Origin of the sequence: Streptomyces aurantiogriseus (assembly GCF_014649375.1) — a bacterium.
Lineage (GTDB): Bacteria > Actinomycetota > Actinomycetes > Streptomycetales > Streptomycetaceae > Streptomyces > Streptomyces aurantiogriseus.
Window position 1 is genome coordinate 571,252 of sequence record NZ_BMSX01000001.1, and the last position, 15,277, is coordinate 586,528.

Here is a 15,277-nt window from a genome sequence, read left to right on the forward strand (position 1 = left end):
AAGGCCGAGCGTCGGCCGGCCCAGCGGGGTGGGCAGAGCGGTCGCCTGCCCGGCCCCGACGAAACCACCCGGCCCCGAGGACGGGACGGACCGGCACGCCACGCGGCCGTGTTCCGGCCCGGCCTGTCACCCGGCCGGACCACGGGGTGAGACGGCCGGGTGACCGCCGACCGGCGCGCTTCAGCCCTCTCGGCACTCACAGCCGGCTCTCAGCGTCGACCCATGTCCCTGACGGGTGGCGTTCCTACGTTTCGTGTCCATGACGGGAAACCACAAAGCGGGAAACCACAAAGACAGGACCATCACCCGGCGCCGCGCCCTCGCGGTGACCGGCGGCACGGTCGCGGCCGGCGGGCTCGCCGTCGCCGGATACCAGTCGGCGTTCGCCGACACGACCACGGAGGCCGAGGCGACCGCGTCGGCCACGGCCACGGCGACCTCGACCAGCGGCAGCTGCATGACGCTGATGTCGAGCGTCACGGAGGGGCCCTACTACCTCGACGGTGCCTTGGTGCGCAAGGACATCACCGAGGGCAAGAGCGGCGTCCCGCTGACCCTGCGGCTGACCGTCGTCGACGCCACCGACGGCTGCACCCCGGTCCCCGGCGCGGCCGTGGAGATCTGGCACTGCGACGCCTGGGGCTACTACTCCGGCTACACCACCGCCAACCCCGGCGGCTCCGCGCCCGCGGAGAGCGAGGACGGCTCGACCGCCGACGACAACACCTATCTGCGCGGCTACCAGATCGCCAACGCCAACGGGGTCGTCAAGTTCGAGACGATCTTCCCCGGCTGGTACACCCCGCGCACCTGCCACATCCACCTCAAGGTGCACACCGGCGGCCAGAAGGAGGACGGCACCTACGAGGGCGGCAAGGTCAACTACACCGGCCAGCTGTTCTTCGCCGACGACATCGCCCAGGAGATCTTCACGCTGGAGCCGTACTCCCGGCACTCCGGCAGCTACACCACCCTCGACGACGACATGGTCTACGACGGCGGCGGCGCCAGCGGCCTGCTCACCCTCGAGCCGGTCAAGAAGGCCGACCCGTCCAAGGGGTACAGGGGCTTCCTCACCCTCGGCATCGACCCGGACGCCGAGAACACCGGCGCGGGCAGCGGCGGCGGTGGCGGCGAGGGCGGCACGCCCCCGACCGGCGCCCCGCCGAGCGACGCCCCGTCGGCCTCGGCATCCTCCTGAGGTACGGCGATGACGAGCCGCGAGGACGAGACGCTCGCGCAGGCCGCCGTGGCCGCGCTGACCGGACAACTGGCCCTGGCCCCCAAACCCGGGCTGCCCGACCCGCGTGATCTCGCCGCCCGCGCCACCCGCGTGGACCACCGCGCCCTGCGCTGGTCGGCCAAGGCGCTCGCGCCCGGCCTCGCGGCGATGGCCGCCGCCGCCCGCCGCACCGGCGAACCCACGCCCCGGCTCCGCGCGGAGCTGGGCGCGATCGGGCGGTCCACCGAGCACTCGGTGGGCCTCGCCGGCGGCGGGCACCGCGGCGCGCTGTGGACGCTCGGCCTGCTGGTCGCGGCGGCCGCCCTCGACCCGCGCGCGCGGGGCGCCGAGGTCGCCGCGACGGCCAAGCGGATCGCCGCCCACACCGACCGGGGCGCCCCACGGCGCCCCTCACGCGGCTCGACGGTCTCGGCGAAGTACGGCGCGGCCGGCGCCCGCGGCGAGGCCCGGGCCGGCTTCCCGCACGTTCGCCGGGCCCTGGGCGCCCTCGCCGCCGCCCGCACCGCCGGCGCCACCGAACCCCAGGCCCGCCTCGACGCCCTCCTCATCGTCATGTCCACCCTCCAGGACACCGAACTCCTCCACACCGCGGGCCCGGTCGGCCTCCGCCTCGTCCAGGCGGGCGCCCGCGCGGTCCTGGAGGCGGGAGGCACCTCGACACAGGCCGGCCGCGAGGCCCTGGCCTCCCTCGACACAGACCTCCACACACGCGCGTGGAGCCCCCGCGGAAGCGCGGGCCTCCTGGCGGGCGCGCTGTTCGTGGACTCGCTGCCGGTCATCGCCCAGGTGAAGGCCGTCTGATCGACGCGGTACGCCGACGGGGCGGCCACGAGGCCCTGCCGACCACCCTGGGCGCCGGCCGGCACACGCACGGGGGCCTGCGGGGGAGCGCGGGACCGCGGCGGGCGCGTGGCTCGTGGACTGGCTACCGCTCATCGCCCGCGCGGGCTGCCTGATCTCCGGGCGTACGGCCGCAACAAGGCGCCGGTGGCGTACGCCGACAGGGGGCGGGCCACCGCTCTGCGCCGCCCTCGGCGCCGATCGCGCGCGTGCGTGGAGCCCGCATACTCATGGAGGCCGGCGGCACGTCGACCAAGGCATGTCGTCCGGCACTCCCGGCCGCCCTTGCCGCCGACGACCGCGCGTGCAGGGAGTCCGCGTGGTCCTGGAACCAGGCGGCACGCCGACTGGGGCGTGCCGTCCGGCACTCCCGGCCGCCCTTGCCGCCGACGACCGCGCGTGCGTGGAGCCCGCGCGGTCCTGGAGGCGGGCCCTACGACGACGACACCGGGGGCCGGCAACCAGGTCGGCCCCCGGCGTCGGCCTCCACGCGCGCGTGGAGCCGTAAAAGTGCCGTTCAGCCCACCCTCACCGGCTGCCCGACCTCCTCGTCCACCCGCCCGCGGGCCGCCCACCGCGTCGCCGGTCCCAGCGCGTACGACGCCGCCACCGTCACCGCGCCCAGGAGCAGCCAGCCCGGTGTGCCCCACTCCACCAGGAGCCAGGTCAGGAGCAGCGGGCCCAGAGTGCGGGCGACCGTGACGCCTGTGCCGAAGAAGCCCTGGTACTCGCCGACGCGGTCGGCCGGGGCCAGGTCGAAGGACAGCTGCCAGGAGCCGGCCGACTGCCCCATCTCCGCCACGACCTGCAGCACCGCCCCCAGCACCAGGACGCCCGCCGCCACCCAGGGGGAGAAGCCCGCGGACAGCGCGAACGCGGCGCACGCGGCGCACATCACCCACCCCGAGCGGCGCACCGCGCGTACGGCACTCGCCGGCCCCGTGACCCCGCGCGCGGCCCGCACCTGGAAGACCGTCACCGCGGCGGTGTTGAGCACGAACAGCGTGGAGACCAGCCACGCCGGCGCCCCGGTCCGCGACGTGATCCACAGCGGCAGGACGAGGCTGAGCAGCGGCAGCCGCAGCAACAGCACGGTGTTGAGCAGCGCGACGAGCGCGTACGGCCGGTCCCGCAGGACGCCCGGGCCGCCACGGGGACGCAGCCGCACCGGTGCCACCCGGGGCAGCCCGAGGAGCAGCAGCGCGCACAGCAGGAAGCTCACCGCGTCCATCACGAACACCGCGAGGTACGCCGCCCGCGTCCCGGCGTGCAGCGCGAGCCCGCCGAGCCCGGCCCCCACCGCCAGACCGGCGTTGAGCGTCGCCTGCAACCGCGCCAGCAGCCCGGTCCGCTCCCCGGCGGGCACCAGCCCGGCCAGCAGCGCCTGCCGTGCCGCCGCGAGCCCCGACTGCCCGGCCGCGTACGCACACGCGATCAGCACGAACGGCATGAACCCGCGCACGAGCGTGAACGACGCCACCGCGAGCCCGGTCGCCAGCGCCAGCAGCACCGCCGTGCCGCGCGGCCCGCGCCGGTCGGCGAGCCGTCCCAGCGGGACGCCGGCCAGCGAGCCGACCGCCCACCCGAGGGTCAGCCCGAGCCCCACGCGCGCGGGAGCGAGACCGACGACCTGGGTGAAGTACAGGGCGGAGGTCGTGTAGTACGCGCCGTCCCCGACCGAGTTGCTCAACTGGGCCAGGGCGAGGAGCCGCTGCGGGCGCGTCTTCGTCATGTCCACGAAGCTAGCGGCGGAGTGGGCCTGCCGACAGCACCAATCACCCGCCACCTCAGTGGCCCAATCAGGCCTCGTCCAGCACCTTCGCCAGCACCTCCAACGCCTCCGGATACACCCGCTCCCGGGGCGTCCCGTAGCCGACCACCAGCCCCTGCGGGCGTCCCGCGCCGGGCGCGTGCCAGTGCTCGCCGAGCCGGCCGACCGCCAGCCCCTCGGCCTCCGCGCGCGCCAGCACCTCCTCCTCGTCGCGGACCTCCACCAGCGCGTGCAGCCCGGCCGCGATCCCGCGCACGCCCCGGCGCGCGCCCAGCCGGTCCACCAACAGATCCCGGCGGCGCCGGTAACGCAGCCGGCACGCGCGCACGTGCCGGTCGTAGGCGTGGCTGTCGATCAGTTCGGTGAGGGCGAGCTGGCCGATGGACTCGGTGTGGTGGTCGCTGTGCAGCTTGGCGTCGGCCACCGCGTCGACCAGGTGCGGCGGCAGCACCATCCAGCCGAGCCGCAGCGCGGGCCCGAGGGTCTTGGAGGCGGTGCCCAGATAGACGACCTCCCCCGGCGCCATCCCCTGGAGCGCGCCGACGGGCTGCCGGTCGTAGCGGAACTCCCCGTCGTAGTCGTCCTCGACGATCAGCCCGCCACGCGCGCGTGCCCAGTCCGTCAGCGCCCGCCGTCGCTCCGGGTGCAGGGTCACACCGGTCGGGTACTGGTGCGCGGGCGTGACCACCACGGCCCTGACGTCCCCCAGTTCCTCCGCGCGCACCCCCCGCTCGTCGACCGGCACCGGCACCACGTCCCCGCCGCCCCGCCGCACGACCTCCCGGTGGAACGGCAGCCCGGGGTCCTCCATGCCCACCCGCGCGCCCTCCAGCACCCGCGTGAGCAGCGCGAGCCCCTGCACATACCCGGAGGTGATCACGATCCGCTCGGGCGGCGCGATGACCCCCCGCGCGCGCCCCAGATACCCGGACAGCGCCGTCCGCAGCTCCGTGCGCCCCCGAGGATCCCCGTAGTCGTACGCCGGCGAGGGCGCCGTGGCGATGGCGCGGCGCAGCGCACGCAGCCAGGCCGCCGCCGGGAACGCCCCGACGTCCGGACTGCCGGGCCGCAGATCGAAACGCGGCTCACGCGCGCGTGCGGCGGCCTCCGGCGGTTCCGCGGCGACGGAGGGCAGTGAGGCGACCCGGGTGCCCGACCCCTGCCGAGCCGTCAGATACCCCTCGGCGACCAGCTGGTCGTACGCGGCCTTCACGGTGTTGCGCGAGATCCCCACCTCGGCCGCGAGCCGCCGGGTGGCCGGCAACCGGGTCCCGGGCGCGAGCCGCCCACCCCGCACGGCGTCCCGCAGGGCCCGCTCCAGCCCGGCCCGCCGCCCTTCGCCGGAGTCGGGTTCGAGATGCAGGTCGACACCGACGCCGGCCCAGAAGTCGTCCACGAAGTCCCCCCTGGCCACGTGATCCGAACACGGCGATGGCCGGGTACCTCACCCGTACCCGGCCATCGACTCCGTATCAGCCCTTGAGCGAAGCCATCCAGGCCTCGACCTCGTCCGACCGTCGCGGCAGCCCGTCGGACAGGTTCCGGTTCCCGTCCTCGGTCACCAGGATGTCGTCCTCGATCCGCACGCCGATCCCCCGGTACTCCTCCGGCACGGTCAGGTCGTCGGCCTGGAAGTACAGTCCGGGCTCGACCGTGAGTACCATCCCCGGCTCCAGCGTCCCGTCGACGTACGACTCCACCCGCGCGGCAGCGCAGTCGTGGACGTCCATGCCGAGCATGTGCCCGGTGCCGTGCAGCGTCCAGCGCCGCTGCAGACCGAGCTCCAGCACCCGCTCCACGGGCCCCTCGACGAGCCCCCACTCCACAAGCCGCTCGGCCAGCACCCGCTGAGCGGCGTCATGGAAGTCCCGGTACTTCGCGCCCGGCCGCACTGCCGCGATCCCGGCCTCCTGTGCGTCGTACACGGCGTCGTAGATCTTCTTCTGGATCTCGCTGAACCGCCCGTTGATCGGCAGCGTCCGCGTGACGTCGGCGGTGTAGTACGTGTGCGTCTCGACGCCTGCGTCGAGCAGCAGCAGCTCACCGGAGCGCACGGGCCCGTCGTTGCGCACCCAGTGCAGCGTGCAGGCGTGCGGCCCGGCCGCGGCGATGGTGCCGTAGCCGACGTCGTTGCCCTCCACGCGAGCGCGGAGGAAGAACGTGCCCTCGATGTACCGCTCGGAGGTGGCCTCGGCCTTGTCCAGAACGCGTACGACGTCCTCGAAGCCCCGCACGGTCGAGTCGACCGCCTTCTGCAGCTCGCCGATCTCGAAGTCGTCCTTGACCAGCCGCGCCTCGGACAGGAAGACCCGCAGTTCCTCGTCGCGCTCGGCGGTGACCTTGTCGGTCAGCGCCGCCTCGATGCCGGCGTCGTAACCGCGCACGACCCGCACCGGGCCGGTCGCCTCACGCAGCTTGTCGGCCAGCTCGCGCACGTCGGAGGCCGGGATGCCGTACAGCTGCTCCGCCTCGGTGAGGGAGTGCCTGCGGCCGACCCACAGCTCGCCCTGGCCGGAGAGCCAGAACTCGCCGTTCTCCCGGTCGGAGCGCGGCAGGAGGTAGATCGTCTCCTTGTGGCCGTCGGCGGTGGGCTCCAGTACGAGGACGCCGTCCTCGGTCTGGTTGCCGGTGAGGTAGGCGTACTCGACGGAGGCGCGGAAGGCGTACTCCGTGTCGTTCGAGCGCGTCTTGAGGTTGCCCGCCGGGATCACCAGGCGCTCGCCCGGGAAGCGCGCGGAGAGCGCGGCCCGGCGGGCGGCGGTCTCGGCGGCCTGGGCGATCGGCTCCAGATCACGCAGCTCCGTGTCGGCCCAGCCGGACTTCATGTTCTCGGCGAGCTCGTCGGACACGCCCGGGTACAGGCCGTTCTTGCGCTGCTTGATCGGCTCTTCTTCAGCGGTTTCCGGGGTCTCCGGGCCCGCTGCGTCAGCAGCATGATCGGACACAGCCGGGAGCTCTTCCGCCACGGTCATCCTCCTAGATACGGCACTGGACCCCCTCCATCGTACGGTCGTACAGAAGGGGGCCCAGGGGCGAAGGACCTCTTACCGCTGCCTGAACGCCCGGCTAGTCGAAACGGGCCGCCAGCAGCACCACGTCCTCCGTGCCGCCCGTCGCGTCCTGCTCCTCCGGCAGCATCGTCCGCAGCACATGGTCGGCGACCGCGGCGGGGTCGTGCCGAAGCGCCCGGGGCACGCCGGCGGCGGCCGCCTGCAGCCGGGCGAAGGCACGGTCGACGCGGTCGCCGGTGCGGTGCAGCAGCCCGTCGGTGTAGAGCAGGACCGTCTCGCCGGGCTCCGTCTCCAGTTCCACGCTCGGCGCCTCCCAGCAGGCGAGCATGCCCAGCGGCGCGGACACGGAGGTCTCGACGAACTCCGTGCGCCGCCCGCCGACCAGCAGGGGCGGGCAGTGGCCGGCGCCAGCCAGGGTGATCTTGCGCAGCTCGGGTTCGCAGTAGGCGAACAGGGCGGTGGCGGAGCGGGCGGGCTCGGTCAGCCGCAGCAGCAGCTCCAGGTCGGAGAGGACGGCGACGGGGTCCTCTCCCTCCATCACGGCGTACGCCCGCAGGGAGGCACGCAGCCGGCCCATCGCGGCGACCGCGCTGGGCCCGCAGCCGGTGACCGAGCCGACGGCGAGCCCCAGGGCCGCGTCCGGCAGCGGCAGCGCGTCGTACCAGTCGCCGCCCCCGCGCGGACCGGTGCGGTGCCGGGCGGCGAGCTGGACACCGGCCATCCTCGGCAGCCGGGAGGGCAGCAGTTCCTCGGCCATCGTCGTCATGCACGCGCGCGTGCGCTCGACGTCGAGGAGCCGGGCGAGGTGTTCGGCGGCGTAGCGGACGTACAGGCCGACCAGGTGACGCTGGCGTCCGACCGGTTCGGCGGGCTCGTCGTAGAGCCAGACGGCGGCGCCCAGGCGGCCCGCGCCCTCGCCGGCGAGCGGCAGGGCGTAGCTGGCGGCGTAGCCGAGGCGGGCGGCGACCTCACGGTGGCGGGGGTCGAGTCCGTCCTCGGCGAACAGGTCGGGCTGGGCGATCGCCCCGTCCCCGCCGGGCAGTCCGTCGAGGATGCGGCCGTACGGCATGGAGCTGCGCGGGACGGTCTCGATGTGGCCGAGATCGGCGCGGCCGAGACCGAGGCCGATCGTGGTGTCCGGGCCGAGTCCGTCGGCGGGCTCCAGGACGACGAGACCACGCCGGGCGCCGACGAGGGCGGCTCCGGCGTGCAGCAGTTCCTGGAGGGCGTCGGCCAGGGTGGCCGTCCGGGCCAGGCGTTCGGTGAGTTCGTGCAGGGTGGTGAGGTCGGAGACCCAGCCGGCGAGGCGATCCTGGAGGAGGGCTCCCGCGGCGGGGGGGACCGGCGGGGCGGCCGGGGTTGCGGGCGCGGGCGGGACAGTGTGTGCGGGCGAGGGAACCGTTGAATCGATTCCGGCCACTTTCGGAGCGTGAGGGGCGTTCATGGCGTCCGGCTCTCGGACCGGTGCGTAGTGCGCAAAAGCATCGCAAACCCCCATGTCATTCTGCGCCGCTAGCAGTGTCTCCACATGTACACGCACTCGTGAGGGGATGTCCAGCATTGTCCTGCGGGTATTGCTGGTGTCCGTGGGGCCAGTGGGGTTGTCGCGCACGCTGCTCCGGCTCCCTTGCGAAATAGCAAAGTTGGCTTAAAACTGACTCGGGTAACGGGTGATTGCGGTCGACTGGGCTTGCTCCACGGAGCGTCACAGCGGTCGTGATGGGTACGTACTCGGTAGGACCAGGGGTCGTTGGGAGCCACCCGGAACCTGGTGACCGACCCGGGCGTCTTAGCCACCGACGACCGTGCCCCATCCTCCCGTGGCGGCGGCGGAGAGAAATACGCGCACGGCAAAACGCCAGACTTCGCCACCCCGCGCCATGCCCATGCTTGAGGTGGGCGCAGTATGGACGGAGTGGCCGCGGAAGCAGCCAACGATCGAACCCCAGGGGTTCCCCTTGTCTGCGACAGGGGTGTGATGCGCCAACAGGTACGCACAGTGAAGTGATCGACACATGGTGTGATGTGGCCCACGGTGTTGCCAGCGGTGCAACGGAAAGGAACGAGCGCACATGCGCGAGATCCTCGGAAGGCGACGCAGGCTCCTGTCCCAGCGCAGCGACGGGGGGCCTGAGTTGATCGACGCGGCCCTGACCTTCGCGACGGAATGGCAGTGGCCCGTACTCCCGGGCGTGACGGCGGACCCGCAGGGGCGTTCCCGCTGCGGCTGCCCCGACCCGGAGTGCTCGGTGCCCGGCGCTCATCCCTTCGACCCCAGCCTTCTCGCGGCCACCACCGACGCGCGCATGGTGCGCTGGTGGTGGACCAACCGGCCGGCGGCCCCCATCGTCCTGGCCACCGGAGGCAAGGCGCCCTGCGCGGTCAGCCTGCCCGCCCTCGCGGCCTCCCGCGCGCTCGTGGCGCTGGACCGGCAGGGCATGCGGCTCGGCCCGGTCGTCGCCTCGCCCACCCGCTGGGCGATCCTCGTCCGGCCGTACTCCATGGAGCAGTTGGGCGAACTGCTCTACGCCAAGGACTTCGTGCCCGGTTCCCTGCGGTTCCACGGAGAGGGCGGCTATCTCGCCCTGCCCCCGTCGGAGACCGGCCAGGGGGAGATCCGCTGGGAGCGGGCCCCGCTGCCCGGCTCGGCCTCGCCCTGGGTGCCCGACGTGGAGGCCGTGGTGGACGCGGTCGTGGACGCCCTCACTCGGACGGGCGTGAGCGCACCCGAGTTGTAAGGGTGTCGGGCGCGAGCCGGGCGGTATGCCGGTTTCGCGCCTTATCTTCCGGTCCATGCAGCGACACTCTGGGCGACACGGCGCCCGATGGCGGCTTCGCGGCGGGCCCGGTCCCCGATGGGTTCGTCTCCTTGCCCTCGGGGGCGCCGTGGTGGGCGCGATCGCACTGCCTCTGGTCATGGTGTCCACGGGGACCCTGGCTGACGAAGAGCGATCGACGCCGGGGTCCGCCGTGAGGCCGCTGCCCTCGGGCGGTGACGGTACGGACCCCAAGGCGCCCCCCGCCGAACCCTCCCGTTCCCCCCTGCTGCTCGGCCTGGCCACCGCCGCCCGCTGTGGTCCCGAACTCACCTCCCCCGACGGCGTCGAGGCGCAGACCTGTGTCCTGACGCAGGGCGAGGAGACCTGGGCGCGCACCTATTACCGCAACGCCACCGGCCGCGCCCTGGACGCCGTCCTGAGCCTCATGGGGCCCCGTGGGCGCACGGTGCGGATGCGCTGCGCGGTGGGCGCCGACGACGAGCCGGGCGTCTGCGAGACGCCCCGTGAGCCCGGTCGGGGGGAGCCGGCTGCGTACACGGCGGTCTCGGAGTTCGCGCGGGCGGGCGGCGACGGGCCGCTGCTGCTGCGCTCCGGGAGCAACTCCCCGGCGGATACCGGGAGTTGACGTCCGACGCCCAAGCGTGAACGGAGCCCCGCATGGAAAGACCCGGTTGCTGGCGACGGGGGATGCACCAGCAACCGGGCTATTGGAACGGTAACAAGAGATCGGCTCCAAGCAAATTCGATCTCCCGTTTTCATCGGCTTTCCGGACACCGGAAGATGGCTGCTTCTGGTGTCGACTCCCCTTGTCCGGGCGGGAGTTGTGAGCGGAGTCACGTCTTCCGTCGGCGCCAAGGTGCTGACCGGCCGGTCAGCCGGACCGGCGTCCGGACCTGTGCGTCAGCTGAGCGTCACCTGTCGGTTGGTGAGGCCGCCGCGGGCACGTCGCTCCTCGGCCGAGAGCGGTGCGTCCGAGGCCAGGGCGGCGGCGAGACGCTCGGCGAACTCGGCGGCCGGCTTCTCCACGTCCTCCGCGGAGACCTCGCTCGGCAGGTCCCAGACCGGCACCGTCAGGCCGTGCGCCCGGAACGAGCCCACCAGTCGGGTGCCCTCGCCCAGGCTCGAACGGCCCGCCGCGTGCAGCCGCGCGAGGGCGTCCAGAAGCTGCTCCTCCGGGTGCGGCATGACCCAGCGCAGGTGGTTCTTCTCCGGCGTCTCGCACCAGTACGCCGAGTCCACGCCGGTCAGCTTCACGGTCGGGATCGCCGCCGCGTTGGCCCGCTCCAGGGAGGCGGCCACCTCCGGCGTCGCGTTCTCCGGGTCCGGCACCCAGAACTCGAAGCCGCTGTGCACAACTGGCTCGAACGCGCCTTCCGAGTCGAGCAGATCCTGCATCCGCGGACCGTCGGCCGGGGCGCGACGGCCCTGGATCGGCGTGCCGGGCTGCGCCTCCAGGGCGCGCTTGAGGGTGTCGGCGAGGTCGCGGCTGATGTCACCCGACGCCGTGTCGTTCTGCAGGCCGAGCAGGACCGAGCCGTCGTCGCGGCGCAGGGCCGGCCAGGCCATCGGCAGGACGGTGGCGAGCGTGACCGACGGGACGCCCTCGGGCAGGCCGCCCCGGAGCGTCAGCTCGACCGTGGCCGCCGGGACCAGCTCGCGCAGCGCCACCCAGTCGCACTCGCCGGACAGGCCCTCGAAGGGGCGGTGCACCAGCTCGGTCACGGCGTGTGCGGCGGCCCGGCCGTGACAGGCCTTGTAGCGGCGGCCGCTGCCGCAGGGGCAGGGCTCCCGGGCGCCCACGACGGGGATCTCCCCCTCGGTGAGCTGCGGCCGCTTGGCCTTCGTCTGGGGTCGCTTCTTGGCCATCTGGGTGTCTCCCGGGTACGGCTCGTCCTGTACGGGCGGGAGCCTAGCCGTTCGCACGGGCAGTCACGGGAACCCGTGGACAACGGACGGGCATGTGGACAACGGACGGACCGGGACGGGGGACGAGCGGTGTACCACCCCCGTCACTCGCGGGGCCCCTCCAAAGTCCCCCTCCCGGGTCCCCCGGTCCAGGTCGCCGAACCGCGTCAGTCCAGGTCGTCGAACGCGTCCGCGAAGTCCAGGCCGGGCATCGACGACACCGGCGGGGCTGCGACCCGGGAGGCGAAGTCGTCGCGCCGGCTTGCGGCGTCGGGGTCGTACACGTCCTCGTGGACGACGACCCACACCGTGACCTCGCCGCGGGCGTCGTCCCGCACGCCCCAGTCGTCGGCGAGCGCCGTGATGATGTTGAGCCCGCGGCCGCCGTGCGCGGTGACCGAGGGAGTGGCCGGGGCCGGGCGGGTCGGGCCGCCGCCGTCGGTCACCTCGACGACGAGCCGGCCACCGGGGTCGACGCGCCACGCCGCCCGTACGTCACCGTCCCCGGCGAGGGCGTCGCCCAGGGGCCGGCCGTGCTTGCACGCGTTGCTCAGAAGTTCCGACAGGATCAGTACGGCATCGTCGATGACCGCTTCCGAGACCCCGCCGGTGCGCAGCTGATCGCGCATGCGGTGTCTCGCCTTCCCCACGCCCGCAGGGCCATGGGGTACGGCCATGCTCGACGACGTGGGCACCTCCTGTGCCACCACCAACGCCACCCCCGAGACCTCCTTCGCCCCACGCCACGGTGTGGATGCCCCATTGGCCTGTACCGGAAACCGGCCAATCCATGTGCGGTGACGCACTCGCAACGACCGAATACGGAGCGAACGCGCCGGAGCACTCCCCGTGAGGGAACCGTTTTCGGGTGGCTGGATTTCTTCGGTATGGCTGAGAACGGAGGATGCTGTAAGTGAATGGTGTGGTCAAGAGGTGTGGATGGGGCTTGTGGGACTTCTGTGACTTCCTTTGGGGCGAAGGCGTGCTTTTCGGGCGGGCTCAGCGGCCCAGCCGGCGCAGCACCGCGCGCGGGCGGTTGGTGATGATGGCGTCGATCCCCAGCTCGACACAGAGGTCCACGTCCTCCGGTTCGTTCACGGTCCACACGTGCACCTGGTGGCCGACCTGCTGCAGCCGCTCCACATAGGCGGGGTGGTTGCGCACGATCCGGATCGAGGGACCCGCGATGCCGACGCCGGCGGGCAGCCGTCCGTCGCGCAGCCGGGGCGAGACGAACTGCATCAGATAGACCGTCGGCAGCGTCGGCGAGGCGGCACGCACGCGATGCAGCGAACGCGCCGAGAAGCTCATGATCCGCACCGGGGACTCGGCGGCTGTGGCCGGCGCGTCCAGGCCGAACCGCTTCAGGAGCAGCAGCAGCCGCTCCTCCACCTGTCCCGCCCAGCGCGTGGGGTGCTTCGTCTCGATGGCCAGTTCCACCCGGCGTCCCGCGTCGGCGACCAGCTCCAGCAGTCGTTCCAGGGTCAGCACGGAGGTGTGCTCGCGGTCCTCGGGGCGCACGACCCAGTCCGGCTCCTCCACGCGCGTGCTCCGGGATCCCGGTGTCCCGGGGGTCTCCTGCGGCTCCCGAGCCTTCCAGGAGCCGAAGTCCAGCGCCGCGAGGTCGGCGAGCTCGAGGGCGGAGACGGCTCCACGGCCATTGGACGTACGGTTGACGCGGCGGTCGTGCACGCAGACGAGATGGCCGTCCGCGGTCAGCCGCACATCGCACTCGAGGGCGTCCGCCCCGTCCTCGATGGCCTTCCGGTACGCGGCCAGGGTGTGCTCGGGGGCGTCCTCGGAGGCCCCGCGGTGGGCGACGACTTGAATGGGGTGCTGCTGCCGTGCGTGGGTCACCGCGTCATGGTGCCACCGAGGCGGGGTACGCGTCCGGCCGGAGGATGCACGGGCGTCGGGACCGGCTGTCTGAGAACCCTCTGAGATGTTCCGGGGAAATGCCCGAATTACAAAGAAATATCCATTGTAAGGACTGGCCATGGACCCACAGCCACCGCTTATGGTGCTCTGACGGCCCGTGGGAAAAGCTGAGACGTACACCCAGCACAAGCACAGCTGCAGAGCGCCGGGTCGACGACAGCGTGAACGAACGTGACCGAGTGCGACCGAGGACAACAGCCGTGGATCGAGGAGAAGAGCTGTGAGCACCGAGAACGAGGGCACCAACGAGGGCACCCCCACGGTTCCCCCGGCCCCGTCCGCACCCCCCGTGCCGGTGGAATCTCCCTCGGCCTCCCCGCAGGCACAGGCGCAGACCCAGCCCCAGCCCCAGCCCCAGGCTCAGACGCAGGCACAGCCGCCCGCGCCCGACACCGGCGCGCCCACCACCCCTCTCCCGGCGGCGCCCCCGGCCCCCGCGCACGGCACGGGCAGCGCGCCCGAGGGCGACTGGCCGCCGCCCTCCGCCCCTCAGAGCGCCGTCCCGCACGGCGCCACCGCGCCCGAGGGCCACTGGCCCCCGCCCCCGCCGCCGGCCACCCCGACGTACGCCGACGGCTTCGGCGGCATCTCCGGAGGTGAACCGCCCGTCTGGGGCGCCGCCTACCAGCAGCCCACGCCCCCCAAGCCCCGCCGCGGACGCGGCGGACTCGTCGCCGCGCTCCTGGTGGCCGCGCTGGTCGCCGGCGGTCTGGGCGGCGGCCTCGGCTACACCCTGGCCAAGAACGACGACACCGGCTCCACCACCGTCTCCGCCTCCGACAGCGGCGGCTCCGTCAAGCGCGACCCGGGCACCGTCGCCGCGGTCGCCGCCAAGGCGCTGCCCAGCACCGTCACCATCGAGGCCGAGTCCAGCAACGGCGAGGGCGGCACCGGCACCGGCTTCGTCTTCGACACCCAGGGCCACATCGTCACCAACAACCACGTCGTCGCGGAGGCGGTCGACGGCGGCAAGGTCACGGCCACCTTCCCGAGCGGCAAGAAGTACGACGCCGAGGTCGTCGGTCACGCGGAGGGCTACGACGTCGCCGTCATCAAGCTCAAGAGCGCCCCCTCGGACCTCAAGCCCCTGACCCTCGGCGACTCCGACAAGGTCGCGGTCGGCGACTCGACGATCGCGATCGGTGCCCCCTTCGGCCTGTCCAACACGGTCACGACCGGCATCATCAGCGCGAAGAACCGCCCGGTGGCCTCGTCCGACGGCACCGGCAACAGCGCCTCCTACATGAGTGCCCTGCAGACGGACGCCTCGATCAACCCGGGCAACTCCGGCGGCCCGTTGCTGGACGCGCAGGGCAACGTCATCGGTATCAACTCCGCGATCCAGTCCACCGGCAACGGTGGCCTGGGCGGCACCAGCCAGTCCGGTTCGATCGGCCTGGGCTTCGCCATCCCGATCAACCAGGCCAAGTACGTCGCCCAGCAGCTCATCAAGACCGGCGAGCCGGTGTACGCCAAGATCGGCGCGTCCGTCTCCCTGGCGGACTCCACGGACGGCGCGAAGATCATCGACCAGGGCGAGGGCAGCGCCGCCGCAGTCGAGTCGGGCGGCCCCGCCGACAAGGCCGGCCTCAAGGCCGGTGACGTCATCACCAAGCTCGACGACACGGTGATCGACAGCGGCCCCACCCTCATCGGCGAGATCTGGACCCACCAGCCCGGCGACAAGGTCACCATCACCTACCAGCGCGACGGCAAGACCCACACCGTCGAACTCACCCTCGGCTCCCGCAAGGGCGACAGCTGACACCCACGGGCGCGTGCCCACCC

General features: G+C 73.1%; 12 protein-coding genes. 5 read left to right on the plus strand and 7 right to left on the minus strand.

The features are described 5' to 3' along the window. Positions 1 to 259 precede the first annotated feature (259 nt). Positions 260 to 1,201 carry an intradiol ring-cleavage dioxygenase gene (locus tag IE263_RS02675; RefSeq protein WP_444545091.1) on the plus strand — a complete coding sequence of 314 codons (942 nt, stop codon included), beginning with the start codon at positions 260 to 262 and terminating at the stop codon, positions 1,199 to 1,201. Positions 1,202 to 1,210: 9 nt separating this feature from the next. Then, complete coding sequence (locus IE263_RS02680) at positions 1,211 to 2,044, plus strand: triphosphoribosyl-dephospho-CoA synthase (RefSeq protein ID WP_189931710.1); 834 nt, start codon at positions 1,211 to 1,213, stop codon at positions 2,042 to 2,044. 556 nt (positions 2,045 to 2,600) lie between these two features. Here the strand turns inward: IE263_RS02680 and IE263_RS02685 are convergent. The 4 genes from IE263_RS02685 to IE263_RS02700 form a co-directional block, all read right to left on the minus strand. Further along, positions 2,601 to 3,815 (minus strand): MFS transporter, encoded by a 1,215-nt coding sequence (locus IE263_RS02685; protein WP_189931712.1) that lies wholly within the window; start codon positions 3,813 to 3,815, stop codon positions 2,601 to 2,603. Positions 3,816 to 3,882: 67 nt separating this feature from the next. After that, entirely contained in the window at positions 3,883 to 5,250 is a 1,368-nt protein-coding gene (pdxR, locus tag IE263_RS02690) for a MocR-like pyridoxine biosynthesis transcription factor PdxR (RefSeq protein ID WP_189931714.1), read from the minus strand. A 76-nt stretch (positions 5,251 to 5,326) separates the two neighbouring features. Beyond that, the gene (locus tag IE263_RS02695; RefSeq protein WP_189931716.1) at positions 5,327 to 6,826 is read right to left on the minus strand and encodes an aminopeptidase P family protein; all 1,500 of its coding nucleotides are present in this window, start codon (positions 6,824 to 6,826) and stop codon (positions 5,327 to 5,329) included. Positions 6,827 to 6,920: 94 nt separating this feature from the next. After that, positions 6,921 to 8,426, minus strand: coding sequence for a PP2C family protein-serine/threonine phosphatase (locus IE263_RS02700; RefSeq protein WP_189932032.1), 1,506 nt, complete (start codon positions 8,424 to 8,426; stop codon positions 6,921 to 6,923). A 511-nt stretch (positions 8,427 to 8,937) separates the two neighbouring features. On the opposite strand from IE263_RS02700, the gene IE263_RS02705 reads away from it, so the two are divergent. Together IE263_RS02705 and IE263_RS02710 are read left to right on the plus strand one after the other, a co-directional pair. After that, positions 8,938 to 9,603, plus strand: a complete 666-nt coding sequence (locus IE263_RS02705) for a bifunctional DNA primase/polymerase (RefSeq protein ID WP_189931718.1) — start codon at positions 8,938 to 8,940, stop codon at positions 9,601 to 9,603. 55 nt (positions 9,604 to 9,658) lie between these two features. Beyond that, positions 9,659 to 10,270 carry a hypothetical protein gene (locus IE263_RS02710; RefSeq protein WP_229910762.1) on the plus strand — a complete coding sequence of 204 codons (612 nt, stop codon included), beginning with the start codon at positions 9,659 to 9,661 and terminating at the stop codon, positions 10,268 to 10,270. A 276-nt stretch (positions 10,271 to 10,546) separates the two neighbouring features. Here the strand turns inward: IE263_RS02710 and IE263_RS02715 are convergent, their stop codons facing one another. The 3 genes from IE263_RS02715 to IE263_RS02725 form a co-directional block, all read right to left on the minus strand. Then, complete coding sequence (locus IE263_RS02715; protein WP_189931722.1) at positions 10,547 to 11,512, minus strand: DUF5926 family protein; 966 nt, start codon at positions 11,510 to 11,512, stop codon at positions 10,547 to 10,549. Between the two features lie 206 nt (positions 11,513 to 11,718). Beyond that, a complete protein-coding gene (locus tag IE263_RS02720) occupies positions 11,719 to 12,357 on the minus strand; it encodes an ATP-binding protein (RefSeq protein ID WP_189931724.1) in 639 nt (212 codons plus the stop codon). A 193-nt stretch (positions 12,358 to 12,550) separates the two neighbouring features. Continuing rightward, on the minus strand, positions 12,551 to 13,408 hold the full coding sequence (locus IE263_RS02725) for a glycerophosphodiester phosphodiesterase (protein WP_189931727.1): 858 nt from the start codon (positions 13,406 to 13,408) through the stop codon (positions 12,551 to 12,553). 301 nt (positions 13,409 to 13,709) lie between these two features. Here IE263_RS02725 and IE263_RS02730 point away from each other — a divergent pair, with 301 nt between their 5' ends. Next, a complete protein-coding gene (locus IE263_RS02730) occupies positions 13,710 to 15,254 on the plus strand; it encodes a S1C family serine protease (protein ID WP_189931729.1) in 1,545 nt (514 codons plus the stop codon). The last annotated feature ends 23 nt before the right edge of the window (positions 15,255 to 15,277 follow it).